This is a genomic window from Pseudaeromonas sharmana (assembly GCF_042649925.1).
GTDB lineage: Bacteria > Pseudomonadota > Gammaproteobacteria > Enterobacterales > Aeromonadaceae > Pseudaeromonas > Pseudaeromonas sharmana.
On sequence record NZ_JBHSAF010000001.1, the window covers coordinates 522,365 to 541,919 of the forward strand.

Annotated in this window: 19 protein-coding genes; 7 read left to right on the forward strand and 12 right to left on the reverse strand. The window is 59.9% G+C overall.

The features are described from left to right. Nucleotides 1–233 precede the first annotated feature (233 nt). The 4 genes from nifV to nifM are packed head-to-tail and all read left to right on the forward strand — an operon-like array spanning nucleotide 234 to nucleotide 3,053. On the forward strand, nucleotides 234–1,367 hold the full coding sequence (nifV, locus tag ACFOSS_RS02495) for a homocitrate synthase (RefSeq protein WP_377150441.1): 1,134 nt from the start codon (nucleotides 234–236) through the stop codon (nucleotides 1,365–1,367). A gap of 17 nt (nucleotides 1,368–1,384) precedes the next feature. After that, nucleotides 1,385–1,705: a nitrogenase-stabilizing/protective protein NifW gene (locus ACFOSS_RS02500; RefSeq protein WP_377150442.1), complete on the forward strand. Its 321-nt coding sequence runs from the start codon at nucleotides 1,385–1,387 to the stop codon at nucleotides 1,703–1,705. After that, a complete protein-coding gene (locus ACFOSS_RS02505; protein WP_377150443.1) occupies nucleotides 1,702–2,172 on the forward strand; it encodes a nitrogen fixation protein NifZ in 471 nt (156 codons plus the stop codon). Before ACFOSS_RS02500 ends, ACFOSS_RS02505 begins: the two co-directional genes overlap by 4 nt. After that, complete coding sequence (gene nifM / locus ACFOSS_RS02510) at nucleotides 2,169–3,053, forward strand: nitrogen fixation protein NifM (RefSeq protein ID WP_377150444.1); 885 nt, start codon at nucleotides 2,169–2,171, stop codon at nucleotides 3,051–3,053. The genes ACFOSS_RS02505 and nifM overlap by 4 nt, the downstream gene beginning before the upstream one ends. A 191-nt stretch (nucleotides 3,054–3,244) precedes the next feature. Here the strand turns inward: nifM and ACFOSS_RS02515 are convergent, their stop codons facing one another. Beyond that, entirely contained in the window at nucleotides 3,245–3,781 is a 537-nt protein-coding gene (locus tag ACFOSS_RS02515; protein ID WP_377150445.1) for a flavodoxin, read from the reverse strand. Nucleotides 3,782–3,968: 187 nt separating this feature from the next. Between ACFOSS_RS02515 and ACFOSS_RS02520 the strand changes: the two genes are divergently transcribed. Beyond that, nucleotides 3,969–4,142 carry a hypothetical protein gene (locus tag ACFOSS_RS02520; protein ID WP_377150446.1) on the forward strand — a complete coding sequence of 58 codons (174 nt, stop codon included), beginning with the start codon at nucleotides 3,969–3,971 and terminating at the stop codon, nucleotides 4,140–4,142. Nucleotides 4,143–4,323: 181 nt separating this feature from the next. Here the strand turns inward: ACFOSS_RS02520 and ACFOSS_RS02525 are convergent, their stop codons facing one another. The 9 genes from ACFOSS_RS02525 to ACFOSS_RS02565 form a co-directional block, all read right to left on the reverse strand. Beyond that, nucleotides 4,324–5,649: a citrate transporter gene (locus ACFOSS_RS02525; RefSeq protein WP_377150447.1), complete on the reverse strand. Its 1,326-nt coding sequence runs from the start codon at nucleotides 5,647–5,649 to the stop codon at nucleotides 4,324–4,326. Nucleotides 5,650–5,739: 90 nt separating this feature from the next. Further along, nucleotides 5,740–6,000, reverse strand: a complete 261-nt coding sequence (locus ACFOSS_RS02530; protein ID WP_377150448.1) for an RnfH family protein — start codon at nucleotides 5,998–6,000, stop codon at nucleotides 5,740–5,742. After that, nucleotides 5,997–6,689 carry an electron transport complex subunit E gene (locus ACFOSS_RS02535; RefSeq protein ID WP_377150449.1) on the reverse strand — a complete coding sequence of 231 codons (693 nt, stop codon included), beginning with the start codon at nucleotides 6,687–6,689 and terminating at the stop codon, nucleotides 5,997–5,999. Before ACFOSS_RS02535 ends, ACFOSS_RS02530 begins: the two co-directional genes overlap by 4 nt. Nucleotides 6,690–6,691: 2 nt before the next feature. Continuing rightward, nucleotides 6,692–7,306 (reverse strand): electron transport complex subunit RsxG, encoded by a 615-nt coding sequence (gene rsxG / locus ACFOSS_RS02540; protein WP_377150450.1) that lies wholly within the window; start codon nucleotides 7,304–7,306, stop codon nucleotides 6,692–6,694. After that, complete coding sequence (locus ACFOSS_RS02545) at nucleotides 7,303–8,280, reverse strand: RnfABCDGE type electron transport complex subunit D (RefSeq protein ID WP_377150451.1); 978 nt, start codon at nucleotides 8,278–8,280, stop codon at nucleotides 7,303–7,305. Before ACFOSS_RS02545 ends, rsxG begins: the two co-directional genes overlap by 4 nt. Next, nucleotides 8,277–9,716: an electron transport complex subunit RsxC gene (rsxC, locus tag ACFOSS_RS02550; protein ID WP_377150452.1), complete on the reverse strand. Its 1,440-nt coding sequence runs from the start codon at nucleotides 9,714–9,716 to the stop codon at nucleotides 8,277–8,279. The genes ACFOSS_RS02545 and rsxC overlap by 4 nt, the downstream gene beginning before the upstream one ends. Then, nucleotides 9,709–10,245, reverse strand: a complete 537-nt coding sequence (locus tag ACFOSS_RS02555) for an RnfABCDGE type electron transport complex subunit B (RefSeq protein ID WP_377150453.1) — start codon at nucleotides 10,243–10,245, stop codon at nucleotides 9,709–9,711. The genes rsxC and ACFOSS_RS02555 overlap by 8 nt, the downstream gene beginning before the upstream one ends. A gap of 15 nt (nucleotides 10,246–10,260) precedes the next feature. Next, nucleotides 10,261–10,839 (reverse strand): electron transport complex subunit RsxA, encoded by a 579-nt coding sequence (rsxA, locus tag ACFOSS_RS02560; RefSeq protein WP_377150454.1) that lies wholly within the window; start codon nucleotides 10,837–10,839, stop codon nucleotides 10,261–10,263. Further along, nucleotides 10,793–11,104 (reverse strand): hypothetical protein, encoded by a 312-nt coding sequence (locus ACFOSS_RS02565; protein WP_377150455.1) that lies wholly within the window; start codon nucleotides 11,102–11,104, stop codon nucleotides 10,793–10,795. Before ACFOSS_RS02565 ends, rsxA begins: the two co-directional genes overlap by 47 nt. 71 nt (nucleotides 11,105–11,175) lie before the next feature. Here ACFOSS_RS02565 and nifL point away from each other — a divergent pair, with 71 nt between their 5' ends. Next, complete coding sequence (gene nifL / locus ACFOSS_RS02570) at nucleotides 11,176–12,705, forward strand: nitrogen fixation negative regulator NifL (RefSeq protein ID WP_377150456.1); 1,530 nt, start codon at nucleotides 11,176–11,178, stop codon at nucleotides 12,703–12,705. Beyond that, the gene (nifA, locus tag ACFOSS_RS02575; RefSeq protein ID WP_377150457.1) at nucleotides 12,705–14,294 is read left to right on the forward strand and encodes a nif-specific transcriptional activator NifA; all 1,590 of its coding nucleotides are present in this window, start codon (nucleotides 12,705–12,707) and stop codon (nucleotides 14,292–14,294) included. The genes nifL and nifA overlap by 1 nt, the downstream gene beginning before the upstream one ends. A 52-nt stretch (nucleotides 14,295–14,346) precedes the next feature. On the opposite strand, the gene mscK is transcribed toward nifA, so the two are convergent. Then, complete coding sequence (gene mscK, locus ACFOSS_RS02580) at nucleotides 14,347–17,748, reverse strand: mechanosensitive channel MscK (RefSeq protein WP_377150458.1); 3,402 nt, start codon at nucleotides 17,746–17,748, stop codon at nucleotides 14,347–14,349. Nucleotides 17,749–17,903: 155 nt separating this feature from the next. After that, entirely contained in the window at nucleotides 17,904–19,313 is a 1,410-nt protein-coding gene (gene pykF, locus ACFOSS_RS02585; protein WP_377150459.1) for a pyruvate kinase PykF, read from the reverse strand. Nucleotides 19,314–19,555 lie beyond the last annotated feature (242 nt).

The window sequence follows — 19,555 nt, forward strand, 5'->3', positions numbered from 1 at the left end:
CGATAATAACCACCCACTCTGGTCTCCCTTCTGCCGCCCATGCCGGGCGGCTTTTTTATCCTCGCGCCTGGCGATAACGAGCGCGGCGGCGGCATTGTCGGTTAGTTGACAATGTGGGTCACAGAATGCGACACGCTGGATTTCTTCGTGATTAACCTCATGAAAATTAACACTTTTATATTGGAATGCTCCTTGCTGTACTGCTGTATTCCCGTCGCTGAGGAGTCTCCATCATGGCCGCGACCCTGATCATCAATGACACCACGCTGCGCGATGGCGAGCAGTCCGCCGGCGTGGCCTTTACCCGCGACGAAAAGGTCGCGATCGCCTGTGCGCTGGAGGCGGCCGGCGTGCCTGAGCTGGAAGTGGGGATCCCGGCGATGGGCGAGGAGGAGTGTCAGCGTATCGCCGCGGTGCGGCGTGCCGTACGCCATAGCCAGCTGATGGTCTGGTGCCGCGCTCAGCCATCGGAGATCGAACAGGCGGCGCGGCTCAAGGTCGATTGGGTCGATATCTCGATGCCGGCGTCGAGCCAGATGCTGGCCCGCAAACTCGGCCTCAGCCGTGTTGCGGCCGATGAGCGATTAGCCGGCATGGTGCAGTACGCCGTCAGCCTGGGGCTCAAGGTGTGTGTCGGCTGTGAGGATGCCTCGCGGGCCTCGGAGGAGGAGTTGGCCGCAGTGGCACATCTGGCGGCCGCCGCCGGCGCGCAGCGCCTGCGCTACGCCGATACGGTCGGCATCCTGGATCCCTTTTCGACCTACGAGCGCCTGCTGCGGTTGCGACAGCACTGGCACGGCGAGCTGGAGATCCATGCGCATGATGATCTCGGTCTGGCGACAGCCAATACCCTGGCGGCGTTTCGTGCCGGTGCCACCCATGCCAACACCACCGTCATGGGGCTCGGTGAGCGAGCCGGCAACGCGCCGCTGGAGGAGGTGGTGCTGGCGTTGACCCAGTGTTATGGCGCCGGGACCGGCATTCACACCCGGGCCTTGCCGGGCTTGTGCCGTCAGGTGGCGCAGGCGGCCGGACGCCTGATTCCGACCCAGAAGTCGCTGGTCGGCGAGCTGGTCTTCACCCACGAGTCCGGCCTGCATGTCGATGGCCTGCTCAAGGATCGGCTGAATTATCAGGGGGTGGATCCGGCCTGTCTGGGACGTGAGCATTCGCTGGTGCTGGGCAAACACTCCGGACGCCATGGCGTCCAGGCGGTGTATGCCCATCTGGGGTATCAACTCAAGCATGACGAAATCGACCGCTTGTTAGCGGCGCTGCGTCAGTTTGCCGAACGTTACAAACGCAATCCGGAGGAGACCGAATTGCATCAACTCTATCAGCACTGCCGTGCCATGACGGCAGCCTAACCAGCAAGGAGTACGCTATGGAATGGTTGGAATCTCTCGAGGGGATCGAGGAGCTGGAGAGCGCCGAAGCGTTCCTCGACTACTTTGGTGTCGCCTATGATCCGGCACAGGTGCGGATCAGCCGCCTGCATATCATGCATCGCTTTCATCAGGCGCTATGCGGCGCCGCTGCGCCGGAGGAGTTACCCGGTCGGCATGCCCTGGCCGCTCGTCTGCTCGCCGAGGCCTATCAGGCGTTTGCCGGCATACCGGTGCGCGAGCAGTCGAGTCTGCGCGTGTATCAGCGCCTGGAGCCCCAGTTTGTGCCCTTGAGTGCACTGCGTGAGGTGCGACCATGAAAGCGCAGTTTGATTACGGGGCCGAGGTGCGGGTGATCCGTGCCATTCATGACGATGGCAGCTTTCCCGGCAAGCAGCGCGGCGATCTGCTGCTACGCAAGGGGAGCATCGGTTATGTACGCGATGTCGGGGTCTTCTTGCAGGATCAGATCATCTATCAGGTCTATTTCATCGAATTGGGCTATACCGTCGGCTGTCGCGAGCAGGAGCTGGTTGCGGCCGATGCGCCCTGGATTGACAGTGTCTACGAATTTGGCGACTGGGTGGCGGCGGTGCATGGTTTGAGTGTGCGCGGTGAGCTGGTGGTGCGTGGTGGCGATATCGGCCAGGTGATGTCGGTACGTCGTGACCTGGTGCCCATTCGTTACGAAGTGCTGTTTGGCGATCGTCTGCTGCAGGTGCCGCTCGAGGTATTGCGCTGGCCGCTGGCGCAAGAGCGGAGCCATGGTGTGGAGGTACAGGCATGAGCTGGCAGGCCTATTCACGATTACAACTGGCGCTGGCCCACTTCGGCCAGCCGTGCTGGGCGTTGGCGGCCGAGCAATTGCCGGAGCTGGAGCGGCAGCTGGCGCGCAAGCTGATGCTGGAGCACCAGGTGCTGGCTCACCCGCTGGCGGCGCAGATCCAGATCACCCCGCAAGCCATCTATGCCGCCCGCGCCGAGGTGTTGGCGCGCTACGGCTCCGAGGAGGCATTGCACCAGGCGTTGCAGCAGGCCGGGCTCAGCGATGCCGAGTTGCAGCAGGCGTTGTTGCATGAGCTCAGCGTGGCGGCGGTGCTCGAGCAGGTGGTGGCGGATATTGCGCCGCTGAGTGACGCCGAGGCGCGACGCTATTATCTGGATCATCCGCGGCGCTTCTTGCGTCCGGAGCGGCGTGAAGTGCGCCATATCCTGATCACCACCGACGAACAACAAGCCGATAGCCTGCCGGCGCTGGTCTTGCGCCGCATGGTGCAGCTACGCAGTGAACTGCTGGAACACCCACATCGCTTCGGTGAGTTGGCGCTGCGCCATTCCGAGTGCCCGACCGCGATGGAGCGCGGGCGCATCGGCTATGTGGTCGCCGGCCAGCTCTATCCCGAACTCGATAGCGTGCTGTTTGCATTGCGCCTGGGTGAGCTCAGCGAGGTGGTGGAGAGTCCGATGGGCTTGCACCTGCTGCAGTGCCTGGATATCCAGGAGGCGGCACCGATGCCGATGGAGGAGGCGTTGCCCTTGATCATTGAGCGTCAGCTGCAGCAGGCGCGTCAGCAGCAACAACGGTTGTGGCTCAAGCGGCTGCAGCGGCGGGCCCAGGATGCCGCCGTCACGGTGACAGATCCCCAAACCTCGGATCCCTGTCATTAAATGCCGGCTTAGGGCCCTGGTTGCCGGGATGGAGTGCGCAGCCCAGCGCAGGTCCTGGCCGTCAGGGCGCGAGGTTCGCTCGCCCGCTGTGGCGTGGTCGGGAACCTGTGCACGCTACGGTCAACGGACACAGCAAAAGGGCGCCTTCGGGCGCCCTTAATCGTGCCAGCAGCGAGCTGGCGTGACCGTGCTTACAGCCCCAGTGCCGGTTTGATGCTGGCTACCCAGCTCTTGATGCGTTCGGCGGTCTGATCGGCCTGATTGTCCTGATCGAGTGCCAGACCGACAAAATCGTCGCCATCCAGGGCGGCGGAGTCGTTGAACTCGTAACCGGCGCTGGAGCAGAAGCCGACCACTTCGGCGCCGGCGGCGCTGACCAGATCGTACAGCTCGCCCATCGCACTGACGAAGTCATCCGGATAGCTCTGCTGATCACCCAGGCCGAACAGGGCGACGGTCTTGCCGCTCAGATCGGCGCTCTCCAGCTCCGGAACAAACTCGCCCCAGCTTTCAGCCTGACAGTCGGCGTCCAGTCCCGGCAATTGGCCGGTGCCCAGGGTCGGGGTGCCGAGGATCAGGGCGTCACAGGCCAGCAGGTCGTCAATGCTCGCCTTGTTGATGTTGACCGGGGCGGCCACGGCATCACTCCCGAGCGCCTCGTGGATCTGCTTGGCGACTTTACGGGTCTTGCCGGTGTCGCTACCAAAAAAGATGCCTACCTTTGCCATTGTGTTGCTCCTTAGTCCCGCAAACGGGCTGTCCCTGATGGAATACCGTGACGGCTGTCCCGGCCTTTGCCAGAAGCGTTGCATGGATAGTGCCGTGGCGGGCTTGTTTTTATGGGATTGAAATATAAGGATTTTTAATTTATTCGCTGCCGGATGGCGTGTGCGGAATCCGACAATGACGGCCGCAATGTGGCATCTGCTGCGTGTTGTGATGCGCGCAGGCCGGCCGGGCGGACACGCCGGCCTCTGCGCTGCGGTCTATTATTTTGAGCGGGATGATGAATTAATATTAAATAGTCAGTGTGCAGCGGAAGAAAATTCGATTTTTATTTTTAAAGACTATTTGAATATTATTATTTAAATAAGTGCTTTGTTGCATGCTATTGATTATGTGTGCTTTTTATTTTGTGAATATATTTTCATCACTATTAGCTTTGTAAAGCGGATAATAATCTCCGTATGTCAGAAATAAAAAAGGAGAATATCACGATCATATTCTCCAAAAACCACAGGGAAACGCGGTGACGCCGCAGGTTGCCGGGTTATGGGGCGGCGACCTCGGCGGTCATCATCTGGCGGGCGGGCGTTTGTACCACCTCTTTATGTGGCGCATGGGGCTGCCAGCCAACCACGGCCAGCATAACGAAGAAGCCAATCACATACGCGGCGGCAACATGCCAGCCGTGTCGCAGCCACTGTAGCGCCGAGCGGGCCTGCGGATACATGTTGGAGAGGGCTACACCGGCGGAGGAGCCGAACCAGAGCATGGAACCACCAAAGCCGACGGCATAGGCCAGCATTCCCCAGTCATAGCCACCCTGTTCCAGACAGAGTTTGGTCAGCGGAATATTGTCGAATACTGCCGAGATGAAACCGAGGAAAAAGGTGGTGACCCAACTGGCCGGTGGCAGTTCATCGACCGGCATCAGCGAGGCGCAGGTGACCAGCCCCATCAGGAAAATCGTACCACCGACGGCACTCTTGAGCTCACCCCAGGGCGTCTTGATCCACAGGGCACCCAGCAGTATGGCGCCCCAGACTCCCAGTGCCGGGAAGTCGAACAGGTAGTTGGTGACGATGGCCAGCAGCAGGATCAGTCCGACCACGGCCAGCTTGCCACCTTTTACCCTGACACCGGCCGGGGCATCCTTGACGATGCGCTGGAACCGATCCTGCTGTCGGGCAGCGACGACGCCAAACAGCACGAGCGCAATCAGCGCGGCGACATAGGCGTGCAAGACATGCAGCGGATTGACACCGTCGATCCACATCAAGGTGGTGGTGGTATCACCGACCACCGAGCCGGAACCACCGGCATTGCTGGCGGCGACGATGGCGGCCAGATAGCCGATATGTACCTGCTTGTTGAACACGATATAGGCGATGGCCCCGCCGATCATCGCCGCGGCAATGTTGTCGAGGAATGAGCTGATGACAAAGATCATCACCAGCAAGACGAAACCGCCGCGCCAGTCATCTGGCAGGTAGCGTGGCAAAATCTGGGGTAACTCGGACTCCTCGAAGTGTTTGGCCAGAATTGCAAACCCGAACAGCAGGCCGACCAGGTTCAGCAGGACTCGCCATTCGCCCTCCTGGCTGGCATCGCCCAGCAGGTGATGCAGCAGTGAGAAGTCGTCGAGGAACAGGTACTTGCTCAGCAGGACCGCCGTCAGGCCGCCCAGCGAGACCCACATGGTGTAGTGGTGAAACAGGGCGACACCGAGCAGCGTCAGGGCAAACAGAATGAACTCAAGACGGATGCCGGCAAGGCTCGGCATGCCACTGCCATCGGCAGCCAGGGCCAGACCGGGCAACAGGGTGAGCAGTAGCAGGAGGCCGCAACGGCCCCGGGTAAACAGTGGTTGCATGTTGACTCCTTGATGAAAGGCGTGGTGTCGCCACCTCCCGGCATCCCGCCGGGCTGAGAATGACCGGACGGCCAGGCCGTCCGGTGGGGATTACTCGTCGTCGTCCTCGTCGTCACTGACCTCACGTTGCAACGGCAGGTAGATTTCGACGCGGTCACCTTCTTGCAACGGGGTGTCCGGTTTGCAGGGTTTGCCAAAGATGCCGAGCTTGTGCTGCGCCGGATCCAGATCGGGGTATTGCGCCAGCAACGGCGAGGCTTGCAGCGCCTGCAGCGCTGTCACCGGCTCCGGCAGGTTCAGGTGGTACCAACTGCCGCGCGCACCGCGGGCATGAGCAACACTGATCTTCATACGTGACACCCTCCCGGTTGCCCTTCGCTGCGGCTGGGTTGCGCGGCCTTGACGCGCAGAGTGCTGCCCAGACGGATGGCTGACAGAATCAGGCCGAGCATGATGAAGCCCCCCGGTGGCAGCATCATCAGCAAGAAGCCGCGGTAGCCGGGAAGCAAGGTCAGCTCCATGAATTTGAAGTGCGGGCCGAGCAGTAGCGAGGCACCGGCAAACAGGGTGCCGCTACCGATGACTTCGCGACAGCCACCGACGATGACCAGCGCCAGTGTGAATCCCAATCCGATGCCAAGGCCATCGGCTGCCGAGGCCAGGGGGCGGTTTTTGATGGCAAACGCCTCGGCGCGGCCCAGAATGGCGCAGTTGACGACAATCAGGGCGATAAACAGGCCCAGGACCCGATGCAAGTCATGCAGCCAGGCGTTCATCGCCTGATCCACCAGCGTGACGAGGGCGGCAATCAGCAAGGTGAAGATCGGGATGCGGATCGAGTTCGGTACCCAGTTGCGGATCATCGAGACCAGCACATTCGAGGCGATCAGTACCACCATCGTCACCAGCCCCATGCCGAGGCCGTTGGTGGCCGTGGTGGTGACCGCCATCAGCGGACACAGTGCCAGCAACTGGGTGAAGATGACATTGTTGCTCCATAACCCATCGGTCAGCAGCTTGCGGTAGGAGGGTGCGTCCATGGTTACTCCTTGATATCGAGCAGGGTGGCTCGGTGGCGGGCGAACAGCGTCAGGGTGTCATGCACGCCCTTGACGACCCCTCTGGGGGTGATGGTGGCTCCGGTGAAGCTGTCGAACTGGCCGCCATCCTTCTTGACATGCCAGCCGGCCTCATCCGGCTGGCCTAGTGACAGACCGGTAAATCCCAGAATCCAGTCTGACTTGCTGGTTTCAATCTTGTCTCCGAGTCCGGGCGTTTCGGTGTGGCTGATCACCCGCACGCCGCTCAAGGTGCCATCGGACTGGATGCCAACCAGTAACTGGATGGGACCACCGTAGCCGCGCGGGCTGGCGAACAGGGCCACCGCCGAGACGGCACCCTGCTGGCGGGCGCGGAAGAAGTGCACGGTTTGGCCATCCAGCGTCAGCGAGACCTCTTCCTGGCTTGGCATGCTGTCGTACTGGCTATTGGGCAGCACTTGTGCGAGCAGGCGCTGGGTATCCTCCTGCTGGCGGGCCGTGATCAGCGGCAAGGTCAGTTTGGCACTGATGGCCACGGCGGCGCAGACCAGCAGCGCAAAACCACCGAGCAGGCTGCCAAGCATTGTCGGGCGTTCACGCCATGTCAGGGTTGTCATGCTTGTTCCTCCTTGGCTTGGTGTCCGTACACGGTCTGGCGGGTGAAGTTGTCAATCAGCGGGGTGGCGGCATTCATGATCAGCACCGCGAAAGCGACCCCCTCGGGGAAGTTGCCGAAGGCGCGGATGGTGAAGATCAATAAGCCCAGACCGGCTCCAAACCAGAGTTTACCGCTGGCACTGGTCGGGCTGGTGACCGGGTCGGTGGCGATGAAGAAGGCGCCGAGCAACAGGCCGCCGCTGGTCAGCTGGGCCAGCGGGGTCGGTATCGCGGCGGGATCAAACCACCACAGCAGGCTGCCGGGCAGCAAGCAGCACACCAGGGTTGCCACCGGCACGTGCCAGGTGAACACCTGTTGCTGCATCAGCCACAGGCCACCGGCTACCAGCAACAGGGCGGCAGTTTCGCCCAGGCTGCCACTGGAGAGCCCCATCAGGTGTGACAGCAGGTCGAACTGCTCCTTCCCCTCTTTGTACAGACCCAGAGTGGTCGCCCCGGAGAGGCCATCAATGTTGAGTCCGTACCATTGGCCGGAGAAGATGTCACTCGGGGTGATCCAGTGGGTCATCTCCACCGGGAAAGCGATTAACAGCACCACGCGTGCCAGCATCGCCGGGTTGAACAGGTTCTGACCCAAACCACCATAGATCTGTTTGCCAAACAGAATGGCAAATGCGGTACCCAGGGCACCGATCCACATCGGGGCATGCGGCGGCAGGCTCATCGCCAGCAGCAAGGCCGTCAGCAGCGCCGAGCCATCGTTGAGCTTGCCGGCCGCCGCCGGGTTGAGTTTCTGGCAGGCCGCCTCGCACACCAGTGCCGTCACCAGACAGGTCAGCAACAGGAACAGGGCCGGAAAACCGAACTGCAGGGTGCCGAGCACCGCAGCAGGCAACAGGGCGAGGATGACCTTGAACATCAGGGTTGGGATCGTGATCCCTTCATGTGCATGGGGGGCGCGCAGTGCCATCATACTTCCTCCGTGGCTTGACGACGTGGACGGCGCGGGGACGCCGCCTTGGCAGCCTTGGCTGCCTCCTTCTCTGCCGCTTCACGGCTCAACCGTTCGCGACGGGCATCACCTTGGCTACGGGTGCGTTCGGACTTCTGTTCACTCAAGCGCCGGCGCTGCAGACTCTGTTTTCCCCAGTCGAAAAATTCGGTCAACGGAATGGCGGCCGGGCAGACATACGCACAGGAACCACATAACAGACAGTCATTCAGACCGTGGTTGGCGGCCTCGGCCAATTTGTCCTGCCGCAGCTCGTTGACCAGCTCCAGCGGGGTCAGGCTCATCGGGCAGGCGGCTACACAGCGGCCGCAGCGGACACAGGCACTGGCGCGCTTGCGTGGTACTTCGCTGCGGGTCAGCAGCAGCACGCCGCTGGTGCCTTTGGTGATCGGCGCATGGATATTGTCGATGGCCTTCCCCATCATGGGGCCACCGAGGACGATGCGTGCCGGCGTCGATTTCAGACCGCCACACTGGCTGATGATCTCGCTGATCGGCATGCCGATCGGCGCCAGCACGTTGCACGGCTGTTCGAGCGCATCTCCGCTCAGCGTGATGACCCTGTGTGTCAGCGGACGGCCGAAGCGCAGGGCCTCGAAGATGGCGATGCAGGTGGCGACGTTCTGCACTATGACGCCGACATCGGCCGAGAGCTTGCCACTGGGTACCTGGCGTCCGGTTACGGCTTCGATCAGCTGCTTCTCCGAGCCCATCGGATAGAGCGCCGGCAAGGCGACCACGTCAATGGCCGGCTCGTCACGGCACAGTGTGTCCATGGCCTGCAGGGCGTCGGGCTTGTTTGATTCGATGCCGATGAAGGTATGGGTGGCTTCGGTCATCTGCATCAGGAAACGGATCCCGCCGAGGATCTGCTCGCCCTGCTCCTGCATCAGCCGGTCATCACAGGTCAGATACGGCTCGCACTCGCTGCCGTTGATGATCAGGGTGTCAATATCGTGTTTTAACGATAGCCGCAGTTTGTCCGCCGTCGGGAACATGGCCCCGCCCATGCCGACGATGCCCGCACTCTCGATGAGCTGGATCATCTCGTGGCGATCCAGCGGGCCGAGATCGCGATGCAGTGGCGGCGCACTGCGCAGCGGTGCGGCCTCGGCGACGCGCAGCGTGATTTTCTCCTGATCGATGGCGGTGACACTGGCCGCCAGAGGGGCATGAATGGGCATCGAAAAGCGACCATTGCCTTCGGCCAGCAGCTGATTGGCCAACACCTGGTCACCCACGTTGACCACAGGGCGTGCGGGGGCACCGGCATGCTGCTTTAACGGCAGGATCAGGCGCCATGGATGTTGCAGCTGACGAATCGGCTCCTGGCTGGTCAGCTCTTTATGGCTATCGGGATGGATGCCACCATGGGGTTTGAGGCGGGCCTTAAGCATGACGGGCTCCTCCGAGTGTCGGTTTGAGCAGCGGAACCGCAAACTGTGGATCCGGGTAGAGGCTGATGCCGCCATGGGGGCAGACGGCGGTACAGAGACCACAACCGGTACAGGCATCGGCGATCACACCGTGCAACTGGCGCGGGGCACCGACGATGGCATCAAAAGGACATTTTTTAAAACAGCGGCCACAGCCATCACACTCGCTCATATCGATGGCGGCGACGACAGGGCCTCGTTGACTGCCGGCCGACAAGGAGACACCGAGCAACGCGGCGATTTTCTCGGCCAGTGCCTGACCGCCGGGCGGGCAGCAGGCCGGACTGGCGCTGCCATCGGCAATGGCTTGCGCGGCCTGGCCACAACCGGGGAAACCGCATTGACCACATTGGCCGTTGGGCAGCAGGGCGGTGATCTGTTCTACCACCGGGTTGGCTTCCACTTTCAGGTAGAGGGCGGCCAGGCCGAGGGCGTAGCCGATCGCGCCGGCAACGAGGGGCACGGCCAGCAGGGATAACAGCAGCATCATATCGAGTTCCTCCTGTTAACCGGCCAGGCCGGCAAAACCGGCGAAGGCCATGGCCAGTATGCCGGCAGTGATGAAGCTGATGGGCGTACCACGAAATAGTGCCGGTTGTTCGGTTTGCTCCATCCGCACCCGCATGCCGGCGAACAGCACGATCACCAGGGAGTAACCCAATGCCGAGCTGAGGCCGTAGACCAGCGTTTCCAGAAAGCTGAGCTTCTCCTGAACCGTCAGCAGCGCTATCCCCAGCACCGCGCAGTTGGTGGTGATCAGTGGCAGGAAGATCCCCAGAGTGCGATGCAGCTCCGGGCTCTGCTTGGAGACAAACAGTTCGGTCAGCTGGACCAGGGAGGCGATGACCATGATGAACGCCAGCAGACGCAGATACTCGAGGCCCAGCGGCTGCAGGATCCAGTGCTCCAGTATCCAGCCAACACAGGTCGACATGGTCAGCACAAAGGTCGTGGCCATCGCCATCCCCATCGCCGACTCGATCTTGTTGGATACCCCCATAAACGAGCAGAGGCCGAGGAACCTCGACAACACCACGTTATTGACCAGCCCGTTGGCCAGTACCATCAAAAACAGCTCCTTCATGCACGTCGTCCTTGTCGGAAAATGAATGCTGTCGAGGGCTATAGCGAAAGCTGTGCCAGCTGTCGGGGCGCTGCGTCGGCATGGACATTGTTGGCGCACAGAGCCCCAAAACAGGGCGCATGTTCGTCAAATGAAGACCACTGACCAGTGTTTTCGGCTCTATTTCCCTGTTTATGGTGCGGTTTTGTGGCAATGCCGACAGGCTAAGCCAGCGAAAGCGATAGCTTGCGACAAATCGGCGTGCTCCTTGCATTTTGTTATCCAACCGCGCTCCGCATCTGTCGTCGGCGCGCCTTGTCGGACAAATTGTGGCATTACGCACAGAGAGGTAAGCCTATGGCACCAGGGTCCATGTCGCTGGTCGGCGGTGGCGAGTCACCGGCTGGCCTGGTTGATTCCACCGCCCGGCTCGATAGTTCCACACTGCAGGGCCTGATGACCCTGCTGCCACCCTCCTTGTTTCTGGAGGTGGTCGAGCAATCGTCGATTGCCATCTCGATCACGGATCCCGAGGCGCGCATTATCTATTCCAATCAGGCGTTCAGTCGCCTCACCGGTTTTAGCCGTAGCGAGCTCAAGGGGCGCAACCATAATGTGCTGGCCAGCCAGCAGACACCGCGCAGCCGCTATCAGGCGATGTGGTCGGCGCTGGAGGCCAAGCGGGCCTGGAGCGGTCGGCTGATCAACAAACGCAAGGATGGGAGCCTCTATCTGGCGGAAGTGACGGTGACGCCGGTACTGGATAATGCCGGTCATATCAGCCACTTCCTGGGGATGCACAAGGATATCAGTGAACGGCATGCCCTCGATCAGCGTCTGCATAACCAGATGGCACTGCTGGAAGCCGTGCTCAACGCGGCACCGATGGCGGTGGCGGTGCTGGATGATAACGAGCAGATCCTGCTGGATAACCTGGCCTACAAGACGCTGCGCAGCGATCTAAACGGAAGCGAGCCGGCGGTGTGTTTGCAACAGGTGTTGCCCCATGTCAGCCCGGCCGGGGTCTTCCTGCCGTTGCGCATTCGGCAGCAGACCCACTGGTACACCTTGACCCGCTTGCCGATTGAAAGCCTCAGCGAAGAGGCCGGGCACTATTTTGGCCATGGCCGTCGTACATTCAGTCTGCTGCTGATTCAGGACTGCACCCAGGAGTTTGTCCGTCTGGAGCAGGCGCGTCTGGAGCAACTGCGACTGCGGCTGGATGAGCAGCGGTTGTTGCTGGTGGTCGAGGAGACACTGCAGGCGGCGTCGCTCAAACTGCGAGCGCCGCTCAACCTGCTGCAGGCAGCAGAACGGCTCGAACCCGGGAATCAACTCAATCCGGCGGTTCGCGCCGCGCGCGAGGAGGGGGAGCGCGCCTGGCAATGGCTGCAGGACAGCCGCCCGGCTCCGGCACCGGAAGCGCACCAGGTATTGTCGCTGGCTCCACTGTTATCCGATGTCGAAGCGCTACTGCAGACTCGTCTGCAGTCCGGACAGCTATTTGAACTGGTTCTGCCGGATGCGGCCTTGAATGTTGATGCCCAGCCACTGCGTCTGACATTGGCATTGTGGCAGTTACTCGAACAGCTGCGCCTGCGGCTGCCGGCCGACGGCGGAACACTGCGCCTGACCAGCCAGATCAATGAACAGAATGTCTGTCTGCTGTTGGAGGACTCGGGCCCTGCCATCGAGGAGCTGGCGGATTATCACAGTCTGCCATTTAGTTGTCTGTGGCAGCGCAACGAAGGCGCCGAGCTGGCGTTGTCGCTGGTGCAGGAGATCGTCAACGACCACAACGGCATTATTGCCGTCATGGCCAGCGCGCTCGGCGGAGTGCAGATCCATCTTGAATTGCCATTGATGCTCGACGACAGGAGGTCATGATGAGCAGTACGATTTCTTCCTCTTTAGGCACTGGGGTTGCCGGCGCGCAGAAAGGACTCAGCATGCAGCAACAATTGGCGGCCCTGCATCAGATCAGCGTGGTGCTCAGTCGCTCGCTGGATCTGGAGCAGACGCTGTCGGCGATGTTACAGAGCCTGCATGAACATGCGCAGATGCAGTTTGGTCTGGTGTCACTGTTCGACCATAACCGCAGTGCATTGTTTATCCAGGCGCTGCACGGTGTCGATCCGGAAGTGATCAAGGACATGAAGAGTATCCGTTACCGTATCGGTGAAGGGATCCTCGGCACCGTGATGCATCAGGGGGAGTCGGTGGTCGTGCCTCGGGTGGCAGATGACCCGCGCTTTTTGGACCGGCTGAACCTGTTTGAGTATTCGCTGCCGTTTATCTGCGTGCCGATCCCCGGGGCCGATAATCGTCCAATCGGTGTGTTAGCGGCCCAGCCGAAGTCGGCTGATGTCGAGAGTCTGCCGGTGCGTACGCGCTTTATGGAGATGGTGGCCAATTTGACGGCCCAGACAGTGCGCCTGGTTGGTCAGGCGCGTTCCGAGAGCGAAGCGCTGCGCAGCGAGCGTGACAGCCTGCGACGCAAGGTGCGGCATCAGTATGGTTTTGACAACATGGTGGGGCAAACGGCCTCGATGCGGCAGATCTTCGATTCCATTCGCCAGGTCGCTAAATGGGATACCACTGTGCTGGTCCGCGGCGAGAGCGGTACGGGTAAGGAGCTGATCGCCAACGCCATCCATTACAACTCGCCACGGGCCAGCGGCCCGTTCGTCAAGCTCAACTGCGCGGCCTTGCCGGACACCCTGCTGGAGAGCGAGCTGTTCGGTCATGAGAAGGGCGCGTTCACCGGCGCAGTTAAACAGCGCAAGGGGCGTTTTGAACTGGCTGATGGCGGTACCCTGTTTCTCGATGAAATTGGTGAAATCAGTGCCTCATTCCAGGCCAAACTGTTGCGCATCCTGCAAGAAGGGGAGATGGAGCGGGTCGGCGGTACGGATACCCTGTCGGTCGATGTGCGAGTGGTTGCCGCGACGAACCGTAATTTGGAGGAGGAGGTACGCAAAGGGCATTTCCGTGAGGACCTGTACTACCGCTTGAATGTGATGCCGATCCAGCTGCCGGCGCTGCGCGAGCGGCTGGAGGATATTCCGGAGCTGGCGCGCTTCTTGTTGCAGAAGCTGTCGCAAAAGCAGGGTCGTGAGCTGAAGATCAGCGATGGTGCCATCCGCATGCTGGTCAGCTACGGTTGGCCGGGCAACGTGCGCGAGTTGGAAAACTGTCTGGAACGTGCGTCGATCATGTCGGAAACCGGGCTCATCGATCGGGATGTCATCCTGTTCAATACCCAGGAGGCTGCGGCAGTGACGCCGGTGGCCCATGTGGCACGGCCGGTGATTCCTGACGGCGGGGATGAGGAGCTGGATGAGCGTCAGCGCTTGATCGCCGCGCTGGAGAAATGTGGTTGGGTACAAGCCAAGGCGGCCCGATTGCTGGGGATGACTCCGCGGCAGATCGCCTATCGCATCCAGATTATGAACATCAATATGCGCCGGATCTGAATGCGATAAAACACAGGGCCCCGACGGGGCCCTGATAAGTGAATGGTGAGGGTTATGGCGCTGGTGCTGCCGGCGTCGGTGGGGTACCGGCTGCGGCGGCCGCCGCTATCACACCGTTGGATTCCAGCTTCTGTTCCTGCCCGGTACTGATGTTCTTGACGTACACATCGACCTGATTGAAAGCAATCTCGATACCGTGTTCGCGGAACAGTTGATCGATCCGGCGGTTGATTTCATCAATCGCCGGATTGCGATCGCCGAGCTCCTGCACGAACATCCGCATCTCATGGTCCAGGGTGCTGGCGCCAAAATTCAGGAAGTAGACGACCGGCTCAGGGTCGTGCAGCACCCGGCTGTTCTCGTGTGCCGCCTGCAGCAGCAGCGCCTTGGTCTTGTCCAGATCCGAACCGTATGCCACGCCGATGCGCAGAATCACGCGGGTTGTGGTATCCGATAGCGACCAGTTGGTCAGCTGGTTGGTGATGAACATCTTGTTGGGAACAATGATCTCTTTGCGGTCAAAGTCAGTGACCGTGGTGGCGCGAATGCGGATCTTGCTCACGGTACCGGAGAAGGTACCGAGCGTGATGACATCGCCGATCCGTACCGGACGCTCGAACAAAATGATCAGGCCGGAGACGAAGTTGGCAAAGATCTCCTGCAGACCGAAGCCCAGACCGACCGACAAGGCTGCGACCAGCCATTGCAGTTTGTCCCACGACAACCCCAGTGACGAGAGGGCGGCCAGGGCGCCCAGGCTGGTAATGGTATAGGAGAGCATGGTGGTGATGGTGTAATTGGCGCCTTGCCCCAGCTCCATGCGCGATAGCACCAGCACCTCCAGCAGACCTGGCAAGTTTTTGGTCAGCACCCAGGCGGTGACCGCAAACGTCACTGCCAGCAACAGATCGCGCAGGCTGACCGGCTGCAGCACTTCGCTGCCGGCACTCCCGACCGAGTGGTGCCACAGCGTAATGCTGTCCAGATAGGAGAGCACAGCAACCAGATCCGACCAAAGCCAGTAGAAGCTGCCGGCAAACAGCACAAACAACACTATCTTGGTCAGGCGCAGTGACTGCTGGTTAACCTCTTCCAGGGAGATGGGTTTATCCTCGACCAGTTCAGTGGTGTCGGTATCTTCCTGCTGTTTGAGCTGTTCACGACGCGCCACGGCACGACGATGTGCCAGACGGCGGGCGGCAACGGCCAGCCCGCGGAAGGCGGTCTGCTGAATGATGCTCCACGCCATGAACAAGTAGAAGGTATCGATGAAGCGGTTGGTGAGCTTCAGCGCCGTGTAGTAGTACCCCATGACCACCAGCACGATCAAGGCTATCGGCGCCAGCGCCAGCATGACGGCTGCCAACCAGCGCAGAATGTCGCGCTCCTGGCCGACACGAGCCCGGAAGATCGGGAAGATCAGGACCAGGGTAACAATCAGCATGGTCAGGGTAACCAGCTGGCCAATGGCGTCGGTCGCCAATCGTGATGGCTCCAGTTCACCGAGGGTCGCGACTATGATGAGCGGGATCAGTGAGCGCCAGACGTACTTCAGTGAGCGGTACTTGTGAGCGACCTCGACCGGAGACTGGCCAAAATGGCTCTCGGCCATCCCGCCCGGGCGCAGGATTTTCAGCAGTACGCTGAAGGCCATGTAGGCCGCCGTCAGGCGCAACGACATGAACCAGATGACCTTGGGTTCACTCAAGCCGCTGAACAGGAACAGGAAACCGGCGGCCATGATCAGCAGTGCTCCCGGGAGCACTTCCAGTCCGGTGAACAGCAGGGCCTTGGGGGTGTGCAGGTGGCTGTCTTTGCTCAGTCGGCCAATGTCCTTGCTCAGTTTGCTGACCTTGTCGCGCAGCAGTTTACGCTTCCAGCGCAGCAGTATCGCCAGCACGATCATCGGCACCACCAGAATCAGCAGTGGCCAGGTTTTCTTCAGCCACTCCTCCTTGTGGAAGCTGATTGTCGCCGCATCGAACTGGCTCTTGATCGCTTTGGGTAGACCGGTAAACCAGGCCCAGTCGAGAGGCTTGTTGCTGCTGACCCAGAAAATCTGCTGCTGCAGCGTGAATTGCAACGAGCTGTTGATGCGTTGCAGCTGCTGTTGATTCAGCTTGATGTTGATGGCCTGGTTCAACTGGCTGCCGAGTTGTTTGTTCAACTGGTCGAGCAACTCCTTGCGACTGTCCAGGGCATCGTTGAGCTCCTGGCGCAAGGTGCCCTGATCGGCAAACGGGACCCCTTGCAACATCTTGTCGAGCAGGCTTTCGCGCTGGAACAGTTGGTCACGTTGCTGATTGATGTCGAACTGGGCCAGCCGCAGATCGGCGATCATCTCATCAAGATCGATAGCAACCTTGGCATCCGGCAGCATCTGCCGTTGTTGATAGAGGATTTTAGAAAGCAGCAGACTGCCCTTGAGCATCGAGATCTGCTCGTTGAGGTTGCGTTCGGTTTGGGTTACCCGCTCCAGCCAACCTTTGATCTTGATGTTTTCCTGTACCAACAGGTTGATCTGTTCGGTGGTGCTGATCAGTCTTTCGCTCAACTGCTGATTGACCTTGAGCTCCTTTTCTAGCACCGGATTCTGGTTGCCAGTGTCCTTGGCTTCGGTCAGGGCGTCTGCGGCTGTCTGTTCGCTGCTGTTCAAGCGCTTTGAATTGATACGGCTTTGCAGTGCCTGGATCTCTTGTTCCAGTTGGGTAATTTGCAGCCCGGCGAGACTTTGACGCTTCAGCGCCAGGTCCTGCAAGGTCGTGTTGTTGTCCAGATCCTTTTGTTGCTGGGCTAGCTGTAGCGTCAGCACAGCGAGTTCGGCATTTAGCGCGTTCCTCTGGCTGGCCGTGAGTTCACCTTTGTTGCCCACACCATTTAACTGGTTACGAATATCCTGGCTGCGATTAAACGACTGGCTCATGCTGACTTGAGCCCGCTCCGGCAGGGTTTGCAGGTTGGTCAGCTGGCTGCTGGCCGCGGCCAACTCTTCCTGTGCCTGCTGCATCTCGGACATGGTTGCAGTCAGACGTTTGTCGAGCTGAACCAGCGGCAGTGCGTCGAGTTGCTTGCCCAGCTTGTCGGCATCGACCGGCTTGCGTAAGCGCTCCAGATCGCTGTTGTATTGCTGCAGCTTGGCTGGGGCTGCTTCCAGCATCTTCTGCTGGTTTTTGTATTTTTCCTTTTCCTTGGCAATGCTCTCGAGCAGCGCCAGTGTCTTTTCCAGATCCTCTCGCTTGGCCTTCTCCGATAGGGTCAATGCGTCGCGCTTGCTCAGTTGATCAAGTTGATCCTGCACCGAGCTCAAGGTCGGTAGATCGGGCAGACTGACCGTTGAGGGAGCTGACAGGGCTGGCATGGCCAGCAGCAGCATGGCAGTAAACAACAGACGGGTTGGTGTCAGGCAATGACGGCGGCAGAGTGCAACCCAGCGGGTAAGGAGCGGATGCGTCATGGTGAGATGAAATCCTGTTGGCTGAAGACATGGTGTCGGCCCCACGGGACCGGCGCGGTATTCTAGCACCATTGGCCACAGGCAAAACAAAAAAAAGACGACCCGTTTGGGTCGTCTTGATCTCTGCCCATCCGTTGCCGGCGGGCTGACAAAGCTTACAGTACGTGTACGGAAGCCGTGTTGGTGGTACCGCTCGGTACCAGAGCACCGGAGACCATGACCACGGTATCACCCTTGGCAGCCAGGCCTGACTTCAGGGCTTGTTCTTTGCCCAGACGGTAGAAGTCATCGGTAGAGGCGATCTTGTCCACCAGTACCGGCACCACGCCCTTGGACAGCAGCAGCTGTTGAGCGGTCTTGGCGTTGGTGGTCATGGCCAGGATGAAAGCGGTCGGGAAGTACTTGCGGATAGCGCGAGCAGACTTACCACCTTCAGTGGCAACCACGATCAGCGGGGCATCCAGCTTCTCGGTGGTTTCAACAGCACCCTTACAAACGGCTTCGGTGATGCTGCGCTTGGCCGCTTCAGCGACGTCCAGACGTGACGTCATCACACCATCGGTACGGTTACAGATGGTAGCCATGATGGTAACGGCTTCCAGCGGGTACTTACCCTTGGCGGACTCACCAGACAGCATGACGGCATCGGTGCCATCCAGAACGGCGTTAGCGACGTCACCGGCTTCGGCGCGAGTCGGACGCGGGTTCTTGATCATGGAGTCGAGCATCTGGGTGGCAGTGATGACAACCTTGCGTGCCTTGTTGCACTTTTCGATCATCATCTTCTGGGCGAAGATAACTTCTTCAACCGGGATTTCCACGCCCAGGTCACCACGTGCAACCATGATACCGTCAGACACTTCGAGGATTTCGTCGAAGTTGTCCAGACCTTCCTGGTTCTCGATCTTGGAGATGATCTGGATGTTCTGACCGCCGTGGGCGTTCAGGTGTTCACGCATGGTGATCACGTCTTCCTTCTTACGGATGAAGGAGGCCGCGATGAAGTCAACGCCTTGCTCACAACCGAAGACCAGGTCAGCCTTGTCCTTTTCGGCCAGAGCCGGCAGGGAGGTCTTGACGTTCGGCAGGTTAACGCCCTTGTTCTCGCCCAATGCACCGTTGTTCAGAACCTTACAGATCACTTCTTTGTCGGTAACGGCAGTGACTTCCATACCGATCAGACCATCGTCGACCAGTACAGTGTTACCGACCTTCAGATCCTTGGCGAAACCTGCATAGGTGACCGCTACACGATCCTTGTTACCAACCACGGTGGTGTCGGTAGTGAAGGTGAAGGTTTGACCTGCAACCAGATCAACATCGTTACCGCCTTCCAGCTTGATGGTACGGATTTCCGGACCCTTGGTGTCCAGCAGGATGGCGCACTGCTTACCGGTTTCAGCACAGACTTCACGCACATTCTTGATGCGGTTGCCGTGTTCGGTGTAGTCACCGTGAGAGAAGTTCAGACGCATGACGTTCATGCCGGCATCCAGCATCTTGGTCAGCATTTCCTTGGACTCGGTCTTCGGACCGATGGTGCATACAATCTTGGTCTTTTTCATCGAACTAGAATCTCCGAACGTTCATATCCAAAATTTCCCGCGAGCATTCTACAGGGAATGCGGCAAAGTGGAGAGACAGGAAAACCGTTTCATATGAAATTCTTCACTTTTATTGCGCTGGCGCAGGAATGTAAGGGTTTTCTTTCCACTGTGTAACATGACGGTAACCTCAAAAAATGAACGATTGATGAAAAAAAGAGCGACCTTGCGCCAATTGTTCCATTTTGGTGCTTGTCAGAACG